Below are 18667 nucleotides of genomic sequence, written 5' to 3' on the forward strand. Positions count from 1 at the left end.
CGCCGTGATTCTGCAAGCCGTACCGCTTGAACTCGATACTCCGTTTGCGGAACTGTTTAGCCGTTGTGCACATGAACCCGGCGCATTGTTTCTCGATAGCTGTGACCATCCTCAAGCCAAGTTTGACTTCATTTTCAGACAGCCGCACAAGTGGCTTACCGAGAGCACCGAGTGGCCGCAGCGCTTACATGCAGAACTCGCGCTGCTGCCCCGCTATGAAGGTCCAGAGCATATCCCTTTTCAAGGCGGTATCGCGGGTGCATTCAGTTACGATGCGGGGCGGGCTCTGGAGCGTCTCCCAGAGTGTGCGGCTATCGACATTGACTTACCTGATATTGCGGTCGGCGTATATCACCAAGCACTGATTCGATGCCGACAGACCCAGCAAACCTGGTTAGTGGCGCCTCAAGCACAACTCGCCGAACTCAAGCGCTTTTGGCTAGCTCCGAATGCAGCACAGTCGCAAGCCTTTCGCTTGCGCAGTGATTGGCGTAGCAACATGTCACTGGCCGATTACACCGAAAAGTTTGAACGCATTCAGGACTATTTGCAGGCGGGTGACTGTTACCAAATCAATCTTGCACAACGGTTTTCTGCAGATTTTGACGGTGACGCTTGGCATGCGTATCAGCAGCTTCGCGACAGCAACCGAGCCCCCTTCTCTGGCTTTTTGCGCTTACCCGACGGTGCCGTTTTATCTGTTTCACCAGAGCGCTTTTTGCGAATCGATGCTGACGGTCATGTACAAACCAAACCGATTAAAGGGACTAAACCTCGCTCAGCCGATGCCACCGAAGATGCTGCGCTTGCAGAAGCCTTAGCGCAGTCGGCAAAAGATCGCGCTGAGAACGTGATGATTGTTGACCTACTACGCAATGATTTAAGTCGTCTGTGCGAGCCTGGCAGCGTTCAGGTGCCCACATTGTTCGCAATTGAGAGCTACCCCGCGGTGCATCATTTGGTGAGCACTGTGACCGGTACACTGAGCGATGCGAAGCTCGGGATTGAGCTGCTAGGTATGGCTTTTCCAGGCGGCTCTATCACCGGCGCACCGAAGATTCGCGCCATGGAGATTATCGAAGAACTCGAGCCGCACCGACGCAGTTTTTACTGCGGCAGTTTTGGCTATTTTTCGCAGCATGGTGTCGCCGATACCAATATCGCTATTCGAACTTTAGTCGCCAGCGCGAACCGCATTCATTGTTGGGCAGGTGGTGGTATCGTCGCCGACTCCGAAGCCTTGAGTGAGTACCAAGAGACACTCGATAAAGTGGCTAAAATTTTACCGATACTTCAACACGAACCGAAGCCAACCGACGACGAGGCTCAGCATGCATCGTCATGAGTTCCTGCGGCGGTTTCAGCTCTACCGTGCTCCGCAAGTGACGCGGCCCTCGTTAAAGCGGCTACGCCCAGCAGCGGTGCTGATTCCACTGTTGGAGACACCAAACGGATTACAAGTAATCCTCACGCAACGTAGCGCTCAATTACGGCATCATGCTGGGCAAATCAGTTTCCCTGGCGGGCGCCAAGAACCACATGATGCGAATTTATATGAAACGGCGTTGCGCGAAGCACACGAAGAAATCGCCTTACACCCAGATGATGTGGAGCTGGTTGGGCAACTGCATGATTACCCGGTGATCAGCAATTTTATCGTCCGTCCCTATGTCGCTATAGTTACGCCACGACAACCGCTGGTCGCTGATCCGCGCGAAGTTGCTGAGATTTTTACCGTGCCGCTAGCGACTATTTTGCAGCAGCGCCAACATTTCGTCTTTCGACTACAGCGTTTTATGTACGATAAGGTATACTTTATGCCTTATCAGCAACGCAATATCTGGGGCGCTACGGCTGGCATGCTTCGTGAATTAGCCGATCATGTGTACCCTGATCAACGGCCATGGTCGCGGCCATTGAATTAATCAACGGATGACCTAATAAGAGAATGTATGATTAGTGTTTTTGATATTTACAAAGTAGGAATCGGTCCATCGAGCTCACACACTGTAGGCCCCATGCGTGCGGCCGCAGATTTCTTGCGCGCAGCAGCGCAGCAGCTCGATCTCGAGCAAGCCACCGGAATTGAAGTGGAATTATTCGGTTCGCTCGGGCAAACAGGAAAAGGCCACGGTACCGGCAAAGCCGTTATGCTTGGCCTCGTGGGCGAGTCTCCAGAAACGGTCGATACCACCACTGTTGACGATTTTCTTGCCACGGTCGATCGCGAGCAGAAACTCAAATTACTCGGTCAGCACGAGGTGCATTTTCCGCGCGAAGGCGCCATTACCTTTCATCGTCGGAAGACGATGCCGCGGCATGCGAATGCCATGGAACTGCGGTTACTGCGCGGTGATGAAGTACTGTTCAAAGACCTCTATTATTCCATTGGCGGTGGTTTCATTGTTCGTGATGCCGACTTTGATGACAGTCTCGAAGAGGCTATCGAACAATCCAGCAAGCCGATCCCGTATCCATTTGATAGTTGCGCTGAGCTGCTTGCCCATTGCCAAGAGCATGGACTCCGGATCAGCTCATTGATGCTGGCCAACGAAAAAGTATTTCGTTCTGAACGTGAGATCCGCGATGGCTTGATGCACATTTGGAAGACTATGGATGAGTGCATTGACCGCGGCATTCGCACGGAAGGAATATTACCCGGCGGGTTGAAGGTTCGGCGACGTGCCCCGGCTCTCTATCAACGGCTGAAGAATGAAAAATCGGCTGACCCCATGCAAGTCATGGATTGGGTCGATTTATTTGCACTAGCTGTCAATGAAGAAAATGCGGCGGGTGGCCGAGTCGTGACAGCACCCACTAACGGTGCTGCGGGAATTGTGCCTGCGGTCATGAAATATGCAGACCGATTTATTACGCCTCTCGATGAAGAAACGATCGTTCGCTTCTTACTAACCAGCGCCGCCATTGGCATTTTATATAAAAAGAATGCTTCCATATCAGGTGCCGAAGTGGGTTGCCAAGGCGAAGTTGGGGTAGCCTGCTCAATGGCTGCTGGAGCACTAGCAGAACTGATGGGCGGAAACACCAGCAACGTCGAAAATGCCGCAGAAATCGGCATGGAACACAATCTAGGCCTAACCTGTGACCCCGTTGGTGGCTTGGTTCAAGTGCCTTGTATCGAGCGCAATGCTATGGGTGCAATCAAAGCAATCAATGCCGCTCGTTTAGCATTACGCGGCAGCGGTGATCACAAAGTCTCGCTCGATAAAGTCATCAAAACGATGTGGGAAACGGGCAACGATATGCGGTCGAAATACAAAGAAACGGCACGCGGCGGCCTAGCAGTCAATATCATCGAATGCTAGTAAAACATAGTGAATGGTGAACAGTGAACAGATGGTGTCTCCACTATCTATTCACAGTTCACTATTCACTATTCACTATTTACTGTTCACTGTTCACTGTTCACTGTTCACTGTCTTTTAGAGGGTTGGTAATTCGATTTTTGCGAACAAGCGATCAATTTCATCCTGAGATTTCGTTTGCATCGCGCGCTCGACGCAGGTTTTCGTCAAATGTGGCGCAAAAGCTTCCATGAAGTCATACATGTAGTTTCTCAAGAAAGTACCTTTTCGAAACCCAATCTTGGTCGTGCTCGGTTCGAAAATGTGTTGTGCAGGAATGGCGACTAAGTCTTTGTCATGCTGCGGGTCGATAGCCATAGACGCAACCACCCCAATACCTAATCCCATTCGTACGTAAGCTTTAATCACGTCAGCATCGGTTGCAGTAAACACCACATTCGGCTTAATACCGGCATGATTGAATGCGCGATCGAGTTCGGAACGTCCCGTAAACCCATGTACATAGGTAATAATCGGTAACTCGCGCAAATCCTGAATAGATACCTTGCTCTGCTGCCCGAGTGCATGGTCGCGAGGCGCAATAATCGAGCGATTCCAGTGATAGCACGGCAGCATAATCAAATCTTGATAAAGATGCAGAGCTTCCGTCGCAATGGCGAAATCAGCCTTGCCCTTCGCGGCAGCCTCACTAATTTGCTCAGGTGAGCCTTGATGCATATGCAACGACACTTTCGGATACCGAGCCATAAACTTCTTGATGACCGGCGGTAACGCATAACGTGCCTGCGTGTGCGTGGTCGCGATTTGAAGTTTGCCTTGATCGGGTTGCGTATGTTCTGCGGCAACCGCTTTCACAGCGTCAACTTGAGACAATATTTGGCGAGCGATATGAATCACTTCTTCGCCAGCAGGCGTCACATGAGTGAGGTGCTTACCGCTGCGCCCGAATATTTGGATGCCAAGTTCATCTTCCAACATGCGAACTTGTTTTGATATGCCCGGTTGCGAGGTGAATAAACTATCGGCAGTCGCCGAAACATTGAGATTATGATTTAATACTTCGACAATGTAGCGCAGCTGCTGCAGTTTCATAACCGACCTGTAGTGAATTGCTTATGCAAAAAATATATAACACCTTGCTTATTTATTCCAATCGCATTTTGAGGTAATCCGTGAGTTCACTGCAAGATCAGTTGAAGAATTTAGGGTTTTCAACATCAGATTCAGCCACTACTGAAAGCTCGACAGCCCCTGCCCATCCCACCTCACAACAGACCGTTCCGATCCGCATTCAACGGCAAACGAAAGGACGCAAAGGGAAAGGGGTCACCGTACTCTTCGACTTGGAATTAGATGCTGCCGAGGTGCAGAATATGGCCAGCCAACTGCGGAAAAAATGTGGTGTGGGTGGAGCAGTGAAAGATGGCACCATTGAGTTACAAGGTGATCAACGAGAAGCAGCCAAAGCTTGGCTCGTGGAGCAAGGGTATCAGGTCAAATTCGCAGGCGGTTAATCCGGGCTTTACAGTCGGTAGCTAAAGTAGACTTCGCGACCGTTCTGTTCCCATTTCAATTGCGTGGTGAGCTGGCGTAACAAATCTAATCCACGACCATGGTTCATGTGACTCGAGCTGATCACGCGTTCAGTATCCCAACCACTGCCGGTATCGGTTACGGTGAACTCTAACAGGCCTTTTTCGGCAATAAAGTTTACGTGTATACGAATCTGCCCCTCATCCAATGCCGATAAGCGCTCCGCTCGTAACTGGTAGTAATTCATAAAGCCTTCTGGCGCTTGTTTAATCGAGGAGTCGAGTCGTAACAACCCATGCTCCAAAGCATTGTTGTAGGCTTCCGCAAGCAGCAAGTAAATAGTGGTTCGATGATTACGCAACCGCGGCAATGTACCGATAGCATTGAGAACATGATTCACCGGATCCAGTTCGCGCAATTGATTGGCTGTCAAATCAATAGTGAGTGTGAACGGCATGGCAGTGTCATCGTTGGGCTGTTTGAGCTCATCGAGTCCAGTCGGACAGCAACTCAACACCGCTAACGACAAGTCATCATGGAGAGGCTGCGTGCCACGGAAGTGCTCGAGCTCACCCACCAACTTCGGGAAGTCCGCAGGCGCTGAAAAACGCTGCAATAATTGCTCCAGCGTATCACTGCCTAAGAACTCCATCTTGTGTCCCAACAGCTCAATAACACCGTCGGTATAGAGCGCAATATTGCTATTTAACGGCGCGCGAAATGTCGTGACACGACTGTCAAAGTCATCGTCGTCCAAGACGCCCAGCGCCATATGCTGTGCCGGCATGCGGTCGATAATTTCACCGGAATCGCTAAACAGAACAGCCGGTGGCATACCACCATTCCAAAAAGTGACCCGCTCACCATTGGCCGACAATTCTAATAAAATACCAGCGCAAAACATGTCGTCAGGCAGTAATCGATTCAAACGGAAATTGAACTCAGTCACCATTTCGGCAACCGAAACGCCACGATCCGCCATTGCGAAAAAGGCCTGTGACAACGGCAATGCACCCGTCGCAGGCGCAAGTCCATGCCCAGTAAAGTCAGCCATAAATACGTAGATATTGCCAATCGGTCCAGGCGCCACCAAGCACAAGTCACCATTAAATTTGGACACTGGCGTGAGGTAGGTCCGAATGTGAGGAAACTCGAGATAGTTACGGCTCAGCGCGTTACGGAAAATATGCTCGACCAACTGATGTTCGCGGTCAATACGGGTGGCGTGCCATGCGAGAGAATGGCGAGTTTGCGTTAATTCAGCGCGTAAGCTATTGGCATGCTCTAATGACTGAATTCGTGTTTTCAAAATACCGATAGGCTCGGGCCAAAGCACCACGTCAACGAAAAACTTACGCCGGTCATCATTCCAACGACCCAGTTGACGCGCATCATCAGTAATGATCAAACAGTCATTGATGTCCGCTTCAAAGTCATCTTCACGGGCTTGTTGAAAGAGTTTACGCAGAGCTGGCGCAAGTTGAGTTTGCGCCGCATAGATGAAGATAGTGATATCGCTACTGAGCAGACCGTTGCGGGCAACTGCTTCCGAATACCCAGCGGTGACAAACTCGAAATCGAGTTGTTCGAGTTGGTGCAGCACATCAGTGGCAAGCTTCGAATGATCATGAACTACATGCATACGCCCTGCCGTCTGATTGCTTACTCAATCGTAAATAGTTTATCGAAACGTGAAATATCGAGAATACTACGTACTTCAGGCCGACAATTAATAATGTGAATACCACGCACAGAATTACCCAATGATTTCCGCATATTCAATAGCATCCCAAGCGCTGAGCTATCGAGATACTCGGTTTCGCGTAAATCGATAATGACTGTGGGGCGTTCTTCACCAATATTGTTGTAGGCTTGTCGAAACTCTTGTACCAAATTGAAATCGAACTTCCCTTTGATCGCAATGATCAATTCTTTTCCGTCGTTGGAGAACTGTCGATGTAAAGCCATGTGATACCTTTATCGCTTCAGTTTGTTATCATAGCGTCCCTATGCATTGATACTGCCACAGCCAAGGAATTTGACAAGGATTAGTCGCATAAAATCACATTTTGACACAAAAAAGCCGAGCACAGAGGCTCGGCTTTTCCCTAACGAGGCCAGCTTACGGCTTTTGCTGATACTTCTTATACAGTTGCATATGACGGTTGTTCAAATCAACCAATCGACCGTCGATAAACATAAGTTGAATATCTTGTTCGAGATGATTCAAGATATCGCCCTCAGAGACAACTATCGAAGCTTGTTTTCCGATTTCCAATGAACCGACTTTATCAGCAACACCCATGACTTGGGCTGGCTTGAGAGTAATCGCCTCAAGTGCAGTCGCATGGTCCAGTCCATAAGCAACCGAGTTACCTGCCGCGAATGCCAAGTTACGAATATCCCAATAACCAGGATAGCTGAGTGCAAAGTTCACCCCAGCATCTGCAAGCGCCGCTGGCGTTGCATAGGCTTGGTCATAAGCTTCATCGTGACGCGACGGTAAGCCGTACATAGCACCATAAACAACCGGCACTTCAGCAGCAGCTAATTGCTCAGTCATGCGCCAAGCATCGCGAGCACCCATCAGCACCAACTCAAATCCGTGCTCTTGGGAGAAGTCTATCGCCTGCTCCATTTGACGTTTATCGTTGGCATGAACAAACAACGTACTGGAGCCGTCAAACAAACCACTCATCGCTTCCCAGCGTAAATCCGTGCCATTCAGCTCGCCTGCTTGCTTCGCATCGTAATAAGCTCGTGCATCAATGAATGCCTGCTTGAGCTCTTCCAACGCTTCCGCATTAGCTTTACGTTGTTCTTCTGGTGAACGCCGTTCCCACCAAGCGGTATTCAAACCCGCTCGCGGCCAACTCAGGTGAACACCAACGTTCAACGCTTCAGCAGCATCTTCATAGGTCCAGCCATCGGTTTGCAACAAGCTCGAGCGTCCCATGATCAAATTGCCTTGCGGCACAATTTGCGCATGCGTAATGCCGTTATAGCGAATGGTTGGAATCACTTCAGAGTCTGGATTATAAGCCGTGTGACCACTCACCTCTGGCGTAATGTTACCCACTTCATCTTGGTCGTCAGTGGCGCGTACCGCTCCAATTTCAACCAAGCCTAGCGTGGTATCCAAAGCAATTAAGCCAGGATAAATATGCTTGCCAGTCACGTCGATAACCTGAGCATTTTCTGGCGCAGCTAAATCACGACCAATGGCAGTAATTTTACCTTCAGCAAACAGCAAGTCAGTGTCTTCTTGAATGCCATTAGTGATGGTGTACAAAGTACCACCTTGCAACAAGATCGGCTGTTGTTGCGGCTCACCAGGAACCATATCGTGCGCGGTAGCGGCAACACTAGCACCGATGACACTGGCGGCTAACACCGCTTTCATTAAGTTTTTCATTAGTGTTGGCCTCCGTGATTATGAGTGTCTAAAGCAAATGCATCCATCCAGACATCATGCTCTGAATCACAATGCCAGGTCGGTTGTGGTTGCTTGTAGCTACCGCCACTGCCGTTTCGGTCGCTCGCCGAGCTTCCGAGTACCTTTTGTATCAATTGCTGCTTCTCGTCAACCAAGGCGACGCGCAATTCCGCATCACGATCCCGATCAAAGTATTTACGTGCATTGATCCAGGTTTGCTGAGGTTGCGCATAAGCACTCAAAGGATGTGCATTCCAAACCACAAAGTCTGCATGCTTGCCTTCTTTAATGCTGCCCACATACTCGTCTACTTTGAGCTGCTTGGCAGGATTGAGTGTCACCATTTGCAAGGCTTCGTGCTCAGATACACCACAATACCGTACTGCTTTCGCCGCTTCGGTATTTAACCGACGCTGCAGGTCATTCGAGTCCGAGTTGATACTGGTCAGAACACCTTTCTCATGCATTAAACAAGCATTCTGTGGAATCGCGTCATACACTTCGAACTTGTATGCCCACCAATCAGCAAACGTTGAGCCACCGGCACCATGTTTAGCCATCTCGGTGGCAACTTTATAACCCTCGAGAATGTGCGTGAACGTGGTGAGAGTGAAGCCAAACTCTTCTGCCAATCGAATTAACATTAAGATTTCTGATTGCACATAAGAATGCGCGTGCACAAATCGCTCGCTGTTGAGAATTTCTAGCAGTGCATCCAGACGATAGTCAGTGCGCGGTGGCGCTGTCTTCGCTTTTTCACTGCGACTCAACCGGTCATACGCTTCTTTTCGTTCTGCGTATTCCAGTGCTGCAGTGAAACCATCACGAATCACGGTTTCAACACCCATCCGCGTTTGCGGGTAACGGGTGGTGAAGGTAGTGCCCCAATTCGACTGCTTCACGTTTTCACCTAATGCAAATTTGATGCTTGGCGGTGCCGCATCAAACTTCATTTGGTCGCCCGTTGCACCCCAACGCAGTTTAATCACTTGCGCTTGACCGCCAACAGGGTTTGCTGAACCATGGAGTAATTGCGCCATGGTAGTACCACCTGCCAATGAACGATAAATGTGAATGTCATCCGGGTTGACTACATCACCGATGCGCACTTCTGACGTCAACGCTTCTGAACCCTCGTTCACACCACGATCAATCGCAATGTGGGAGTGCTCATCAATAATGCCTGGCGTCACATGCATGCCAGTCGCATCAATCACCGCATAGCCGCGTGGTGTACTCAAATCCTCACCGATGCGATAGAAATTGCCATCACGCACCAGTATGTCTGTGTTTTCTAACACACCCGCTTCATCTGCTGTCCATACCGTTGCATTTTTGATGTGCAGGTTGACCCGCTCTGGCAGGGCTGTTTGCCCATAAGCGACGTTTGGAAAGGTCAATTGACTTACATAAGTCACCGCTTCTGAGTCAGACTTATCCTGCTCTGCTTCAGTTGTGTTCGTCCGCGTAGCGGTTATGTCGATTGATCGACCATCTGGTGCAACCGCAGTACCACGATAATTGGTATCTGCAACTTGATTTAAACGCATCCGCCAAGCGCCATTGACACCAGCAAAATCAGCATCAACAACAAACTGTAGTACTTCATCAGTGCGCGAAGCATTTCGAAGTTTATTCGACTGCTCTCCAACAGCTAATTCACCACTGACGTTCTTACCGTCTTTCACGGTTAGACGCGCAGATTCGTTGGCGATTTGGATATCAAAGTCACCAGCGAACAATGCTTTGGTCAGTGGTTTTAAGGATACTTCTTCGCCTTGCAACCATACCGATTTGATTTCACCGTTGGTGAACAAATCACCTTCTGCAATCACAAAGTCGGCCATGTAACCGGTCGCAATCTTACCTGCTTTATCACCAATGCCAGCAATTTCAGCGGGTACTGTGGTAAGTGCAGCAAGAGCAACATCTTTACTCAAACCATGTTTGACGGCTTTGCGAACGTTCGGCCAAAATTCACCCGCTTTGTCGAGCTTGTTCATCGTAAATGAGAAATCGATACCTGCTTGAGCAAGTGCGGCAGCATTACCCGGCGCGCGTTCCCAATGCCGTAAATCGGCCAACTCAACGTCGAGGTCATCATCGATACCATCCACAGCAGGTGCACTGGGGAAGTTCAACGGTAGAATCACCTTCGAGTTTGCTGCTTTGATAGCATCAATGCGGGCATACTCGTAATTCGAACCGACATAGGTCACTGGAACTTCGAACTGACTCAGCAAATCATGCGCACGGAGCAGTGTTTTATCGTCTTCAACTCGGAAGACCATACCCTGTTGCTCGATATCAGTTAGTTCAGCCAGCGCGGCGTTGAACTCAACTGGACCATTGTGTGCGTCTTTACCATAAGCAGATTCGTACCAGTTTGCATCTGCCAAAGTCTGTCGAACCAATGCTATCGAACCCATCAAGGATGATGGGTACTGTTGTTTGGAACTGCCTTTGTCAAAAGAGCCAAAATGTTTGGCTTCAGCGCGATAAATCACGTCATTTGCAATTTTATCGGCCAACGAGACTGTCACCGCCTGCCCTTGGAAAATACCATCTAACCGCGCACTTTGAACGGCTGTAAAACCTTGCTCGATATAGGATGTAGCCGCTTTGCTATCGGTTGCGAATGACTGAAACCAATCTTGCTGAGCATGAATTGCATCATTCGCAGCATTACCGCCTTCACGCTTATTGTTATAGATAGGGGGAACGTTACGTGAGCGGCGCTCGGCTTGTTCAGGCTTGGGGACACCATAGTTGCTGTAAGCGTCGATAAAACCCGGATAAATCGTGTGACCGGTTGCGTCAATCACGCGTGCACCATCTGGTGCGCGGTTGTTGCTATTGACTGAGATAATCTTCCCATTGCGAACTACTAAGGTCGCGTTTTCCAGTTGTTTCCCTGGTTCGGTCACAATAGTCGCATTTTGAATGGCCACAAACGTGGATGAATTATCTTGAAGTCCTCGTATTGGTGTTGTCTGCGATGCGGTAGCAGCTATCGGTAATGCTGCTAACAACGCTAACGTCACCTTACTCAGGTGAATACTCGCCTTCATTCGCTTCCCCTTGTTCGATGTATGGTATTGCACTACAGTACTGGCAGCAGCTACTGTTACGCAATCCAAATAGAGGCGAAAGGCGTATTGCAGTCGTTAAACCGCTACAACAAGGATAAAACCATGAGAGTTACACAACTAATCACAGCAGGTTTGGTCGGCACATTCGCATTAATTGGCTCTGCCACGGCGCAAAACGCCTTCAACGATGCTGATAAAGCCGTTGAATACCGCCAAAAAGCACTGTCTGTAATGCAAAACAACTTTTCCGCAATGGGCGATATGGTGAAAGGAGATGTGGCGTGGGATTCTGCCGTATTTACAGCCCGTGCAGCTGACTTTGCCGCCATGAGCAGTATTCCTTGGTCGGGCTTCGAGACCGAAGGCGCCAAACCGGGCAGTAATACCGATGCACTTCCCGCCATTTGGGAAAACTGGAGTGACTTCCAAGAGCGTGCTGAACAACTCGAAAGTGATGCGCAAGCGCTACTGAGCGCAGCTCAAGGTGGTGATGAAGCAGCCATGAAACGGTCATTCATGGCCGCAGCTCGCAATTGCAAAGGTTGTCACGACCAGTACAAAGATTAATAGAGCAGCCAAAACAGCAGCGTAATAATCACCGCTGCTAGCACTATTCCAAGCGCACCGTGACGCAGTTCGGGTGCGCTTTTTTGTGCGCGTTTACCGTGAATCATGGCAGCTAATAACGGAACTCCGAGCCATTTATAGGCTGCAATGGCAACAATATGCACACCAATAACGGCCAACAATATATCGAAGTTCGTTTTATGGATGCTGGTCAGTAAACTCGCTGTGTCGCCGCTAACCAATGCATTTAAAGGTCCGCTAAAAAAGATATCGTCGGTGGCAAACAATCCCGTTGAAAATTGAATGAGCAATAACAGTAACATCAAGATGACAGCCCAACCGCCTACTGGATTGTGCGTGGCTTCAGGCTGATACTGATGCTGGCGTAACTCGCGCACATGCTGAAGCGTAGCGCGAGGACCTTTTAGAAAGGTGGTAAACCGCGCATTTCTGCTTCCGATAATACCCCACACCACTCGCGCAATAACGAGGCCACCGGTCACAAATGCGAGGCGTTGGTGCCAATCCATGTAAAGGTTTTCTGCCGTCCACCATAGCGCTACTAGCAGTACCGCGAGCAACCAATGAAAGAGTCGAACAAACCCATCCCAAACCCGAACTTGTTGCACAAACAAACTCCTTTGAAGAATTTGGATCGTGATCTCAGTATCGCGAATCTAGACATATTTTGCTATGGTCTACGTTGTTCACGACTCGGTAGTAGCACGGAGATCACCAATGAAAATACTTGTTGTTGATGACGACTTTATTTCATTAGAAGTTCTGAAAGCCATGTTAAGTCACTACGATGCGACTATTCTAGTTGCACAAACAGGACATGAAGCGGTTGAACAAGCTCTGTCTCAACGTCCAGACCTATTGTTGCTGGACCACGAATTACCCGACATGACTGGACTCGATGTTTACTGCGAGATTACGGCTCAACTCGGTGACGAGGCTCCAGCCGCAGCTATGATCAGCGGACATGATTTTGCGGAATTCGCGGATGCCTGCGCTGCGGCAGGTATTCATCACCATTTGCAGAAGCCGGTGTCACCCAAAGGTCTAGCGGATTTGCTGCGCATCACCAGCGGCGTTGAGTAAACGCTGACTTTCCTCGAGGAAATTAGTCGAGTAATCACCAAAATAGTCTTTCAATGCGGAAAACTCAGCAATGAAAGCTGCTTTATCGGCGTGCTCCAACTCATCCAAAATTCGTCCGAACGTATTAATGTAGCGGCGCATCATCGCAAAGTTCTGAGGTTGCGACAGAATGATGTCGGCGTACAACTCTGCATTCTGTGCAAAGAGACGCCCTACCATCATCAATTCCAGTCGATAGATAGGTGAACTTAAGTCGAGCAATTGCTGCAGGTCAGCTTTTTCTTCGGCCAAGTGCATGCCGTAGACAAAAGTCGAAAGGTGCCGCATCACTTGCACAAAGCCCATGGCCTCATCGTGCTCGGTAGAACTCACTTCACGAATGTGAGCACCCCAACGAACGATAGAATCCAACAGCCACTGATACTGCTCTGGTCCACGTCCATGAGTGACTACAACTAATTGTTTTGCCAGCGTCACTTGTTGTGGGCCAAACATAGGGTGCAGCCCTACCACAGGTCCTGCATGCTTCGTCAGCATGGCTTGCAAGGGTTTATCTTTAATACTGGTGACATCCGCAAGAATAGTGTCCGCGTCCAACTCAGGTAATTGCTTGATGACCGCTTCAGTTTGCGCAATAGGCACTGATACCAATACTAAGTCAGCCTTCGCAACCTGTTCCGACGCCCTATCCCAATCATCGCGATCCAGAATTCTAACGGTCGCTCCAGCTGATCGAAATTGCCGTACGAACAGTTGTCCTAAAGCGCCAGCACCACCGACTATAGTGACAACTCGATCTTGCAGATGCACGTCAGCAGCTTGTTGTTGCTGATAAGATTCACGAATGACCCGCCGTAAGACATCTTCAATTAGATCCGGAGACAAACCTAATGCCTCAGCATCCCGACGCCGCTTTTCCAACATGGCGCGCTCGCGCTCAGGTACATACAGAGGTTGCCCCATTGCGCGCTTTACCACTCCAACATCCGCTGCCAACTGACGTCGACGCAGCAACAGTTGCAACAACTCATGATCAGTTTGGTCTATCTCTGCACGTAAGTGTGCTAATTGCTGTTGAGGGTCCGCCATCAAATACTCCAATGATTGAGCAATGAATAAGTAGTCTTTGCATTGTGCCTGAATTTAGCCACAAAAAAACCCGCACGAGGCGGGTTTTTTGACTATCAGGATAGTATCCCTTAAGACAGCTTTTCGCGGATACGTGCAGATTTACCTGAACGCTCACGCAAGTAGTAGAGTTTCGCACGACGTACTGCACCTTTGCGCTTCACGACAATGCTATCTACGATTGGGCTGTGCACTTGGAATGAGCGCTCAACACCTTCGCCGCTAGAGATTTTACGAACGGTGACTGCTGAATGCAGACCACGGTTGCGCTTAGCGATAACCACGCCTTCAAATGCCTGAATACGCTCACGGTTACCTTCAGTTACTTTAACATTAACGACCACTGTATCGCCCGGCGCGTAGTCCGGAAGGTCGGTTTTTAATTGCTCGTCTTCGATCGCTTTGATCAAATTGTGACTTACTTTTGCCATATCAGCCTCTCTTGCCTAGATTAACTACCCGAACCTGTATCTTGCGCGTTGTTTGCCGCTATAAATTCAGCTAACAGCCGCTGCTGTTCGTCAGTCAGAGCTAGGTTATTTAACAATTCGGGACGTCGTAGCCAGGTTCTTCCGAGTGCCTGCTGCAATCGCCACCGTCTAATTTCTTCATGATTACCGCTCAGTAATACTGGCGGTACCACCTCACCATCGAGTACTTCTGGTCGTGTATAGTGCGGGCAATCCAACAAACCCTCTGCAAAAGAATCTTCCAGTGCAGAATCAGCATGTCCTAATACCCCGGGTATAAACCGAGCAACGGCGTCTATCAACACCATTGCGGGGAGTTCCCCACCACTTAACACGTAATCACCAATCGACCATTCTTCATCGACATGCCGCTGAATAACGCGTTCATCGATGCCTTCATAACGACCGGCAATCAGTATCAGTTGCTCATTTTGGGCCAATTCTTTGACACCAGCCTGATCCAACTTGCGACCTTGAGGTGATAAATAAATCACCTTCGATTGTGAACCCAGTTGCTGTTTGGCGGCGGCAATCGCATCTGTGAGCGGTTGCACCATCATTAACATTCCCGGGCCACCGCCATAAGGACGGTCATCTACAGTGCGGTGTTTGTCGTGTGTGTAATCGCGAGGATTAAAGCATTGCAGCTGTAATCGCCCATCTTTCACAGCACGGCGTGTCACACCACTTTCAGTAATCGCTTGAAACATCTCAGGAAAGAGCGTGATAACCCCAACCTGTAGTTGCTCAGCCATTAAAAATCCGCAGGCCAATCGACAATAATGTGTTTGTTTTGACGATCAACTGACTGAACATATTGGCTCTGAATAAACGGAATCAATCGCTCTGAACGTCCAAACGCATCATTGCTATTCGCTTTCACGACCATGACATCATTCGATGCTGTGGCCATTATCTGGTCGACAACTCCCATGTTATAACCGTCTGTATTTGCGACAGTCATACCAATCAAGTCTCGCCAATAAAACTCATCCTCTGGCAACGCTGGTAATTGCTCTGCGGTTATCACGACATCCGATCCAGTCAGCGCATGCGCTCCATCACGGTCATCAATATTCGCTAGCTTCGCAATCAGACCCTTGTTGTGTCGACGCCATTCCTCGACTTGGACCTGCTGCTGCTTACCACCTTTCACAATCTGCCATGGACTGTAATCAAAAATGGCTTCCGCATCATCGGTATAGCTTTGTATTTTCAACCAACCCTTCACGCCGTAGACCGCACCGATTTGGCCAAGGACTACTTGTTCTGCGTTTGTTGTCATAACTACCTGATACGGTTTGTAAATTAAGCTGCGCTGCGCGCGTCTTTAACTAACTTTGCTACGCGCTCAGATAAAGCTGCGCCGTTGCTTACCCAGTGATCAACACGGTTTAAGTCAACACGTAACTTTTCTTCCTGGCCGCGTGCAACCGGGTTAAAGAAGCCTACATTTTCAATAAAACGACCGTCGCGGGCATTGCGACTGTCAGTAACTACCATCTGGTAGAAGGGACGCTTTTTAGCGCCGCCACGTTGTAAACGAATGGTTACCATTACGTTCCTCGATACAGTTTATAATGTTAAGTAAATAAAAATGCCTCCGACCGTAGTCAGAGAGCTGCAGCATTCTACCGATTTTTGGTTCGAATGCAAGTATTCCCTAGCGTTTAGGGAACATTCCCGGTGGCATCTTGCCGCCCATTCCACCCAGGCCGCGAAGCATTTTCGACATGCCGCCACCTTTCATCTTCTTCATCATTTTTTGCATTTGCATAAATTGCTTTAAGAGCTTATTCACATCTTGCACCTGAGTTCCCGACCCTGCCGCAATACGACGTTTACGTGAACCTTTGATCAAGTCAGGGTGCGTGCGCTCTTTGGGAGTCATCGAATTGATGATAGCTTCCATGCGAACGGTCATTTTGTCATCCATCTGACCTTTGACCTGCGCACTCATGGCGCCCATTCCAGGCATCTTATCGAGCAAACCCATCATGCCACCCATATCACGCATTTGGGCGAGCTGATCGCGGAAGTCTTCTAATGAAAACTTCCCTTCTTTCATAACTTTCTGAGCAACTTTGGCAGCTTTGTCCTTGTCGACTTTTTGCTCCAGCTCATCAATCAGGGAGAGCACATCGCCCATGCCTAGAATGCGCGAAGCAACGCGCTCTGGATGAAAAGCTTCTAAAGCAGCAGTTTTTTCACCGACACCCAAGAATTTAATCGGTTTGCCAGTAATATGCCGAATCGATAGCGCAGCACCACCACGCGCATCACCATCGGTTTTGGTCAGAATAATACCTGTCAACGGCAGCGCTTCACTAAAGGCTCGCGCTGTATTCGCAGCATCCTGACCCGTCATGGCATCAACCACAAACAGCGTCTCAATTGGGTTCACCGCTTGGTGCAGTTCCTGAATCTCAGCCATCATGGCTTCATCAATAGCTGTTCGACCTGCGGTATCCACCAACACCACATCGAAGAACTGCTTCTTCGCATGCGCAATTGCCGCCTGTGCGATGGCTACCGGACGCTGGTCTACCGTGGATGGGAAGAAGCTCACTTCAACCTCGTTCGCCAAGGTCTCGAGCTGCTTAATTGCCGCTGGACGATAGACATCAGCACTGACCACCAACACTTTCTTCTTTAGCTTCTCGCGCAAATATTTCGCTAGCTTACCGACGCTGGTCGTTTTACCTGCACCTTGCAGACCTGCCATCAAAATGACCGCTGGCGGTTGCGCAGCTAAATTCAGGGGGACGTTACCGTCACCCATTGCATGCTCAAGTTCTTGCTTAACGATTTTTAGAAATTCTTGACCCGGCGTCAGGCTTTTGTTCACTTCGGCGCCAACAGCGCGTTCTTTAACTCGCGCCACAAAGTCACGCACCACTGGCAAAGCGACATCCGCCTCCAGCAGCGCCATGCGTACTTCACGCAGCGTATCTTTGATGTTGTCTTCAGTCAGTCGACCGCGGCCGCTGATAGCCTTCAATGATGTTGAGAGGCGTTCACTTAAATGATCAAACATGTGACGGTTCCGCTTTACTTCAGTTGATGCGTTAGGCACGCAGGGATTTCGTTAAAATGGCGTCCAGTATAGCCGAATTCAAGTTCTTTTTCTTCATTGATAACAGCTTGAATGACTTGGGTTTCCAATCAAGTATGCCTATACTAGGATTCCATCAAAACGGAATGATTCTCAGTATGACACTGTTATTAGTCATCGCAGTCACACTTTATCTTGTTGCAGCAGTGACCATGTGGCGTCAGTTGGGCCGCAATGCTCAGTTGCCCAAGTGGTTTATCGCCTTGCCTATCGTGGCAGTGATTCTCCATGCTTGGATTCAGTGGGAGCATTGGCGATTTGACGGCTTTGACCATATCAATATCACCTTTAGCTTGAGTGCCGTCGCCCTCTTGCTGGTTATCCTAGCCATTGCGCGAGGCACCAAACCCGGTGGTATGTTGTTGCGGCCGGTGGTTTATTTATTCGCTGCCGTCAGCGTCATTTTGATGAACTTCAGCCCAGTCAATTGGGGCGCAGAATTCAACCTAAGTCCAGGATTGTTAGTCCATGTCGTCCTGAGTCTCTGCGCTTATGCCATTTTAATGTTGGCAACTCTATACGCGATTCAAATTTTGTATGTCAGTTATGTGCTCAAACACCATAAAGCGCAGGCGACTGCCAGCTACTTACCGCCATTGATGACCGCCGAGCGATACTTTTTCCGTCTCTTGAGTACGGGAACATTTGTCTTGGTGATAGCCATTATCAGCGGGTTCGTATTTCTCCAAGATATGTTCGCACAAGGACAGTCTCATAAAACCGTATTAAGTACACTGGCGGCAATGATCTATGTTGTCATCGTCTTCTTACATGGGGCTCGCGCCGTGCGCGGACGCGCCATGGTCATCGCTAGCGTTGTTGCTAGTTCTATTCTCACTCTGGCCTATTTCGGCAGCCGGTTTGTCAAAGATGTGTTACTGAACACTTGACTTCAT

At 49.2% G+C, this 18667-nt stretch carries 19 protein-coding genes; 7 read left to right on the plus strand and 12 right to left on the minus strand.

The genetic code is table 11. The annotated features are described in order from the left end of the window. Window positions 1-4 precede the first annotated feature (4 nt). Genes pabB through ACN0S4_RS06475 form a run of 3 tightly spaced genes read left to right on the plus strand, consistent with a single transcriptional unit; the run spans window position 5 to window position 3326 of the window. A complete protein-coding gene (gene pabB, locus ACN0S4_RS06465) occupies window positions 5-1345 on the plus strand; it encodes an aminodeoxychorismate synthase component I (protein ID WP_417656891.1) in 1341 nt (446 codons plus the stop codon). After that, window positions 1332-1925, plus strand: a complete 594-nt coding sequence (locus tag ACN0S4_RS06470) for a CoA pyrophosphatase (RefSeq protein ID WP_417656892.1) — start codon at window positions 1332-1334, stop codon at window positions 1923-1925. Before pabB ends, ACN0S4_RS06470 begins: the two co-directional genes overlap by 14 nt. Window positions 1926-1952: 27 nt before the next feature. Then, entirely contained in the window at window positions 1953-3326 is a 1374-nt protein-coding gene (locus ACN0S4_RS06475) for an L-serine ammonia-lyase (protein WP_417656893.1), read from the plus strand. A 117-nt stretch (window positions 3327-3443) separates the two neighbouring features. On the opposite strand, the gene cysB is transcribed toward ACN0S4_RS06475, so the two are convergent. Beyond that, window positions 3444-4418, minus strand: coding sequence for an HTH-type transcriptional regulator CysB (gene cysB, locus ACN0S4_RS06480; protein WP_417656894.1), 975 nt, complete (start codon window positions 4416-4418; stop codon window positions 3444-3446). Window positions 4419-4498: 80 nt separating this feature from the next. On the opposite strand from cysB, the gene ACN0S4_RS06485 reads away from it, so the two are divergent. Further along, complete coding sequence (locus tag ACN0S4_RS06485) at window positions 4499-4840, plus strand: translation initiation factor (RefSeq protein ID WP_417656895.1); 342 nt, start codon at window positions 4499-4501, stop codon at window positions 4838-4840. An 8-nt stretch (window positions 4841-4848) separates the two neighbouring features. On the opposite strand, the gene ACN0S4_RS06490 is transcribed toward ACN0S4_RS06485, so the two are convergent. The 4 genes from ACN0S4_RS06490 to ACN0S4_RS06505 form a co-directional block, all read right to left on the minus strand. Continuing rightward, on the minus strand, window positions 4849-6501 hold the full coding sequence (locus ACN0S4_RS06490) for an ATP-binding SpoIIE family protein phosphatase (protein WP_417656896.1): 1653 nt from the start codon (window positions 6499-6501) through the stop codon (window positions 4849-4851). Window positions 6502-6521: 20 nt separating this feature from the next. Continuing rightward, entirely contained in the window at window positions 6522-6827 is a 306-nt protein-coding gene (locus ACN0S4_RS06495) for an STAS domain-containing protein (protein WP_169929479.1), read from the minus strand. A gap of 154 nt (window positions 6828-6981) precedes the next feature. Next, on the minus strand, window positions 6982-8274 hold the full coding sequence (locus ACN0S4_RS06500; RefSeq protein ID WP_417656897.1) for an amidohydrolase family protein: 1293 nt from the start codon (window positions 8272-8274) through the stop codon (window positions 6982-6984). Continuing rightward, window positions 8274-11366, minus strand: a complete 3093-nt coding sequence (locus ACN0S4_RS06505) for an amidohydrolase family protein (RefSeq protein ID WP_417656898.1) — start codon at window positions 11364-11366, stop codon at window positions 8274-8276. The genes ACN0S4_RS06500 and ACN0S4_RS06505 overlap by 1 nt, the downstream gene beginning before the upstream one ends. 123 nt (window positions 11367-11489) lie before the next feature. Here ACN0S4_RS06505 and ACN0S4_RS06510 point away from each other — a divergent pair, with 123 nt between their 5' ends. After that, entirely contained in the window at window positions 11490-11954 is a 465-nt protein-coding gene (locus tag ACN0S4_RS06510) for a c-type cytochrome (RefSeq protein WP_417656899.1), read from the plus strand. Here ACN0S4_RS06510 and ACN0S4_RS06515 read toward each other — a convergent pair. Beyond that, a complete protein-coding gene (locus ACN0S4_RS06515) occupies window positions 11951-12583 on the minus strand; it encodes a cytochrome b/b6 domain-containing protein (protein WP_417656900.1) in 633 nt (210 codons plus the stop codon). The two genes, ACN0S4_RS06510 and ACN0S4_RS06515, sit on opposite strands and share 4 nt — an antisense overlap. Window positions 12584-12692: 109 nt before the next feature. On the opposite strand from ACN0S4_RS06515, the gene ACN0S4_RS06520 reads away from it, so the two are divergent. Beyond that, a complete protein-coding gene (locus tag ACN0S4_RS06520) occupies window positions 12693-13058 on the plus strand; it encodes a response regulator (RefSeq protein WP_417656901.1) in 366 nt (121 codons plus the stop codon). Here the strand turns inward: ACN0S4_RS06520 and tyrA are convergent. The 6 genes from tyrA to ffh all read right to left on the minus strand — a co-directional run bounded on the left by tyrA (window position 13020) and on the right by ffh (window position 17693). After that, window positions 13020-14147 carry a bifunctional chorismate mutase/prephenate dehydrogenase gene (tyrA, locus tag ACN0S4_RS06525; protein WP_417656902.1) on the minus strand — a complete coding sequence of 376 codons (1128 nt, stop codon included), beginning with the start codon at window positions 14145-14147 and terminating at the stop codon, window positions 13020-13022. The genes ACN0S4_RS06520 and tyrA overlap by 39 nt on opposite strands. Before the next feature lie 110 nt (window positions 14148-14257). Beyond that, on the minus strand, window positions 14258-14617 hold the full coding sequence (gene rplS, locus ACN0S4_RS06530; RefSeq protein WP_169929472.1) for a 50S ribosomal protein L19: 360 nt from the start codon (window positions 14615-14617) through the stop codon (window positions 14258-14260). Window positions 14618-14637: 20 nt separating this feature from the next. Continuing rightward, a complete protein-coding gene (trmD, locus tag ACN0S4_RS06535; RefSeq protein WP_417656903.1) occupies window positions 14638-15411 on the minus strand; it encodes a tRNA (guanosine(37)-N1)-methyltransferase TrmD in 774 nt (257 codons plus the stop codon). Continuing rightward, on the minus strand, window positions 15411-15941 hold the full coding sequence (rimM, locus tag ACN0S4_RS06540) for a ribosome maturation factor RimM (RefSeq protein WP_169929471.1): 531 nt from the start codon (window positions 15939-15941) through the stop codon (window positions 15411-15413). Before rimM ends, trmD begins: the two co-directional genes overlap by 1 nt. A 23-nt stretch (window positions 15942-15964) precedes the next feature. Next, complete coding sequence (rpsP, locus tag ACN0S4_RS06545; RefSeq protein WP_169929470.1) at window positions 15965-16213, minus strand: 30S ribosomal protein S16; 249 nt, start codon at window positions 16211-16213, stop codon at window positions 15965-15967. A gap of 106 nt (window positions 16214-16319) precedes the next feature. Beyond that, window positions 16320-17693: a signal recognition particle protein gene (ffh, locus tag ACN0S4_RS06550; protein ID WP_417656904.1), complete on the minus strand. Its 1374-nt coding sequence runs from the start codon at window positions 17691-17693 to the stop codon at window positions 16320-16322. A 176-nt stretch (window positions 17694-17869) separates the two neighbouring features. Here ffh and ACN0S4_RS06555 point away from each other — a divergent pair, with 176 nt between their 5' ends. Continuing rightward, window positions 17870-18661, plus strand: coding sequence for a cytochrome C assembly family protein (locus ACN0S4_RS06555; RefSeq protein ID WP_417656905.1), 792 nt, complete (start codon window positions 17870-17872; stop codon window positions 18659-18661). Window positions 18662-18667 lie beyond the last annotated feature (6 nt).

It is taken from the genome of Pseudidiomarina aestuarii (assembly GCF_048263735.1).
GTDB lineage: Bacteria > Pseudomonadota > Gammaproteobacteria > Enterobacterales > Alteromonadaceae > Pseudidiomarina > Pseudidiomarina aestuarii_B.

Excerpts from the sequence above, each read along its gene's own strand:
- trmD (WP_417656903.1), bottom strand. The coding sequence starts at position 15,411 with ATGGCTGAGCAACTACAGGTTGGGGTTATCACGCTCTTTCCTGAGATG.
- ACN0S4_RS06555 (WP_417656905.1), top strand. The coding sequence starts at position 17,870 with ATGACACTGTTATTAGTCATCGCAGTCACACTTTATCTTGTTGCAGCA.
- tyrA (WP_417656902.1), bottom strand. The coding sequence starts at position 14,147 with ATGGCGGACCCTCAACAGCAATTAGCACACTTACGTGCAGAGATAGAC.
- ffh (WP_417656904.1), bottom strand. The coding sequence starts at position 17,693 with ATGTTTGATCATTTAAGTGAACGCCTCTCAACATCATTGAAGGCTATC.
- ACN0S4_RS06505 (WP_417656898.1), bottom strand. The coding sequence starts at position 11,366 with ATGAAGGCGAGTATTCACCTGAGTAAGGTGACGTTAGCGTTGTTAGCA.
- cysB (WP_417656894.1), bottom strand. The coding sequence starts at position 4,418 with ATGAAACTGCAGCAGCTGCGCTACATTGTCGAAGTATTAAATCATAAT.
- ACN0S4_RS06510 (WP_417656899.1), top strand. The coding sequence starts at position 11,490 with ATGAGAGTTACACAACTAATCACAGCAGGTTTGGTCGGCACATTCGCA.
- ACN0S4_RS06495 (WP_169929479.1), bottom strand. The coding sequence starts at position 6,827 with ATGGCTTTACATCGACAGTTCTCCAACGACGGAAAAGAATTGATCATT.
- ACN0S4_RS06470 (WP_417656892.1), top strand. The coding sequence starts at position 1,332 with ATGCATCGTCATGAGTTCCTGCGGCGGTTTCAGCTCTACCGTGCTCCG.
- rplS (WP_169929472.1), bottom strand. The coding sequence starts at position 14,617 with ATGGCAAAAGTAAGTCACAATTTGATCAAAGCGATCGAAGACGAGCAA.
- rimM (WP_169929471.1), bottom strand. The coding sequence starts at position 15,941 with ATGACAACAAACGCAGAACAAGTAGTCCTTGGCCAAATCGGTGCGGTC.
- ACN0S4_RS06475 (WP_417656893.1), top strand. The coding sequence starts at position 1,953 with ATGATTAGTGTTTTTGATATTTACAAAGTAGGAATCGGTCCATCGAGC.
- ACN0S4_RS06520 (WP_417656901.1), top strand. The coding sequence starts at position 12,693 with ATGAAAATACTTGTTGTTGATGACGACTTTATTTCATTAGAAGTTCTG.
- ACN0S4_RS06490 (WP_417656896.1), bottom strand. The coding sequence starts at position 6,501 with ATGCATGTAGTTCATGATCATTCGAAGCTTGCCACTGATGTGCTGCAC.
- ACN0S4_RS06500 (WP_417656897.1), bottom strand. The coding sequence starts at position 8,274 with ATGAAAAACTTAATGAAAGCGGTGTTAGCCGCCAGTGTCATCGGTGCT.
- rpsP (WP_169929470.1), bottom strand. The coding sequence starts at position 16,213 with ATGGTAACCATTCGTTTACAACGTGGCGGCGCTAAAAAGCGTCCCTTC.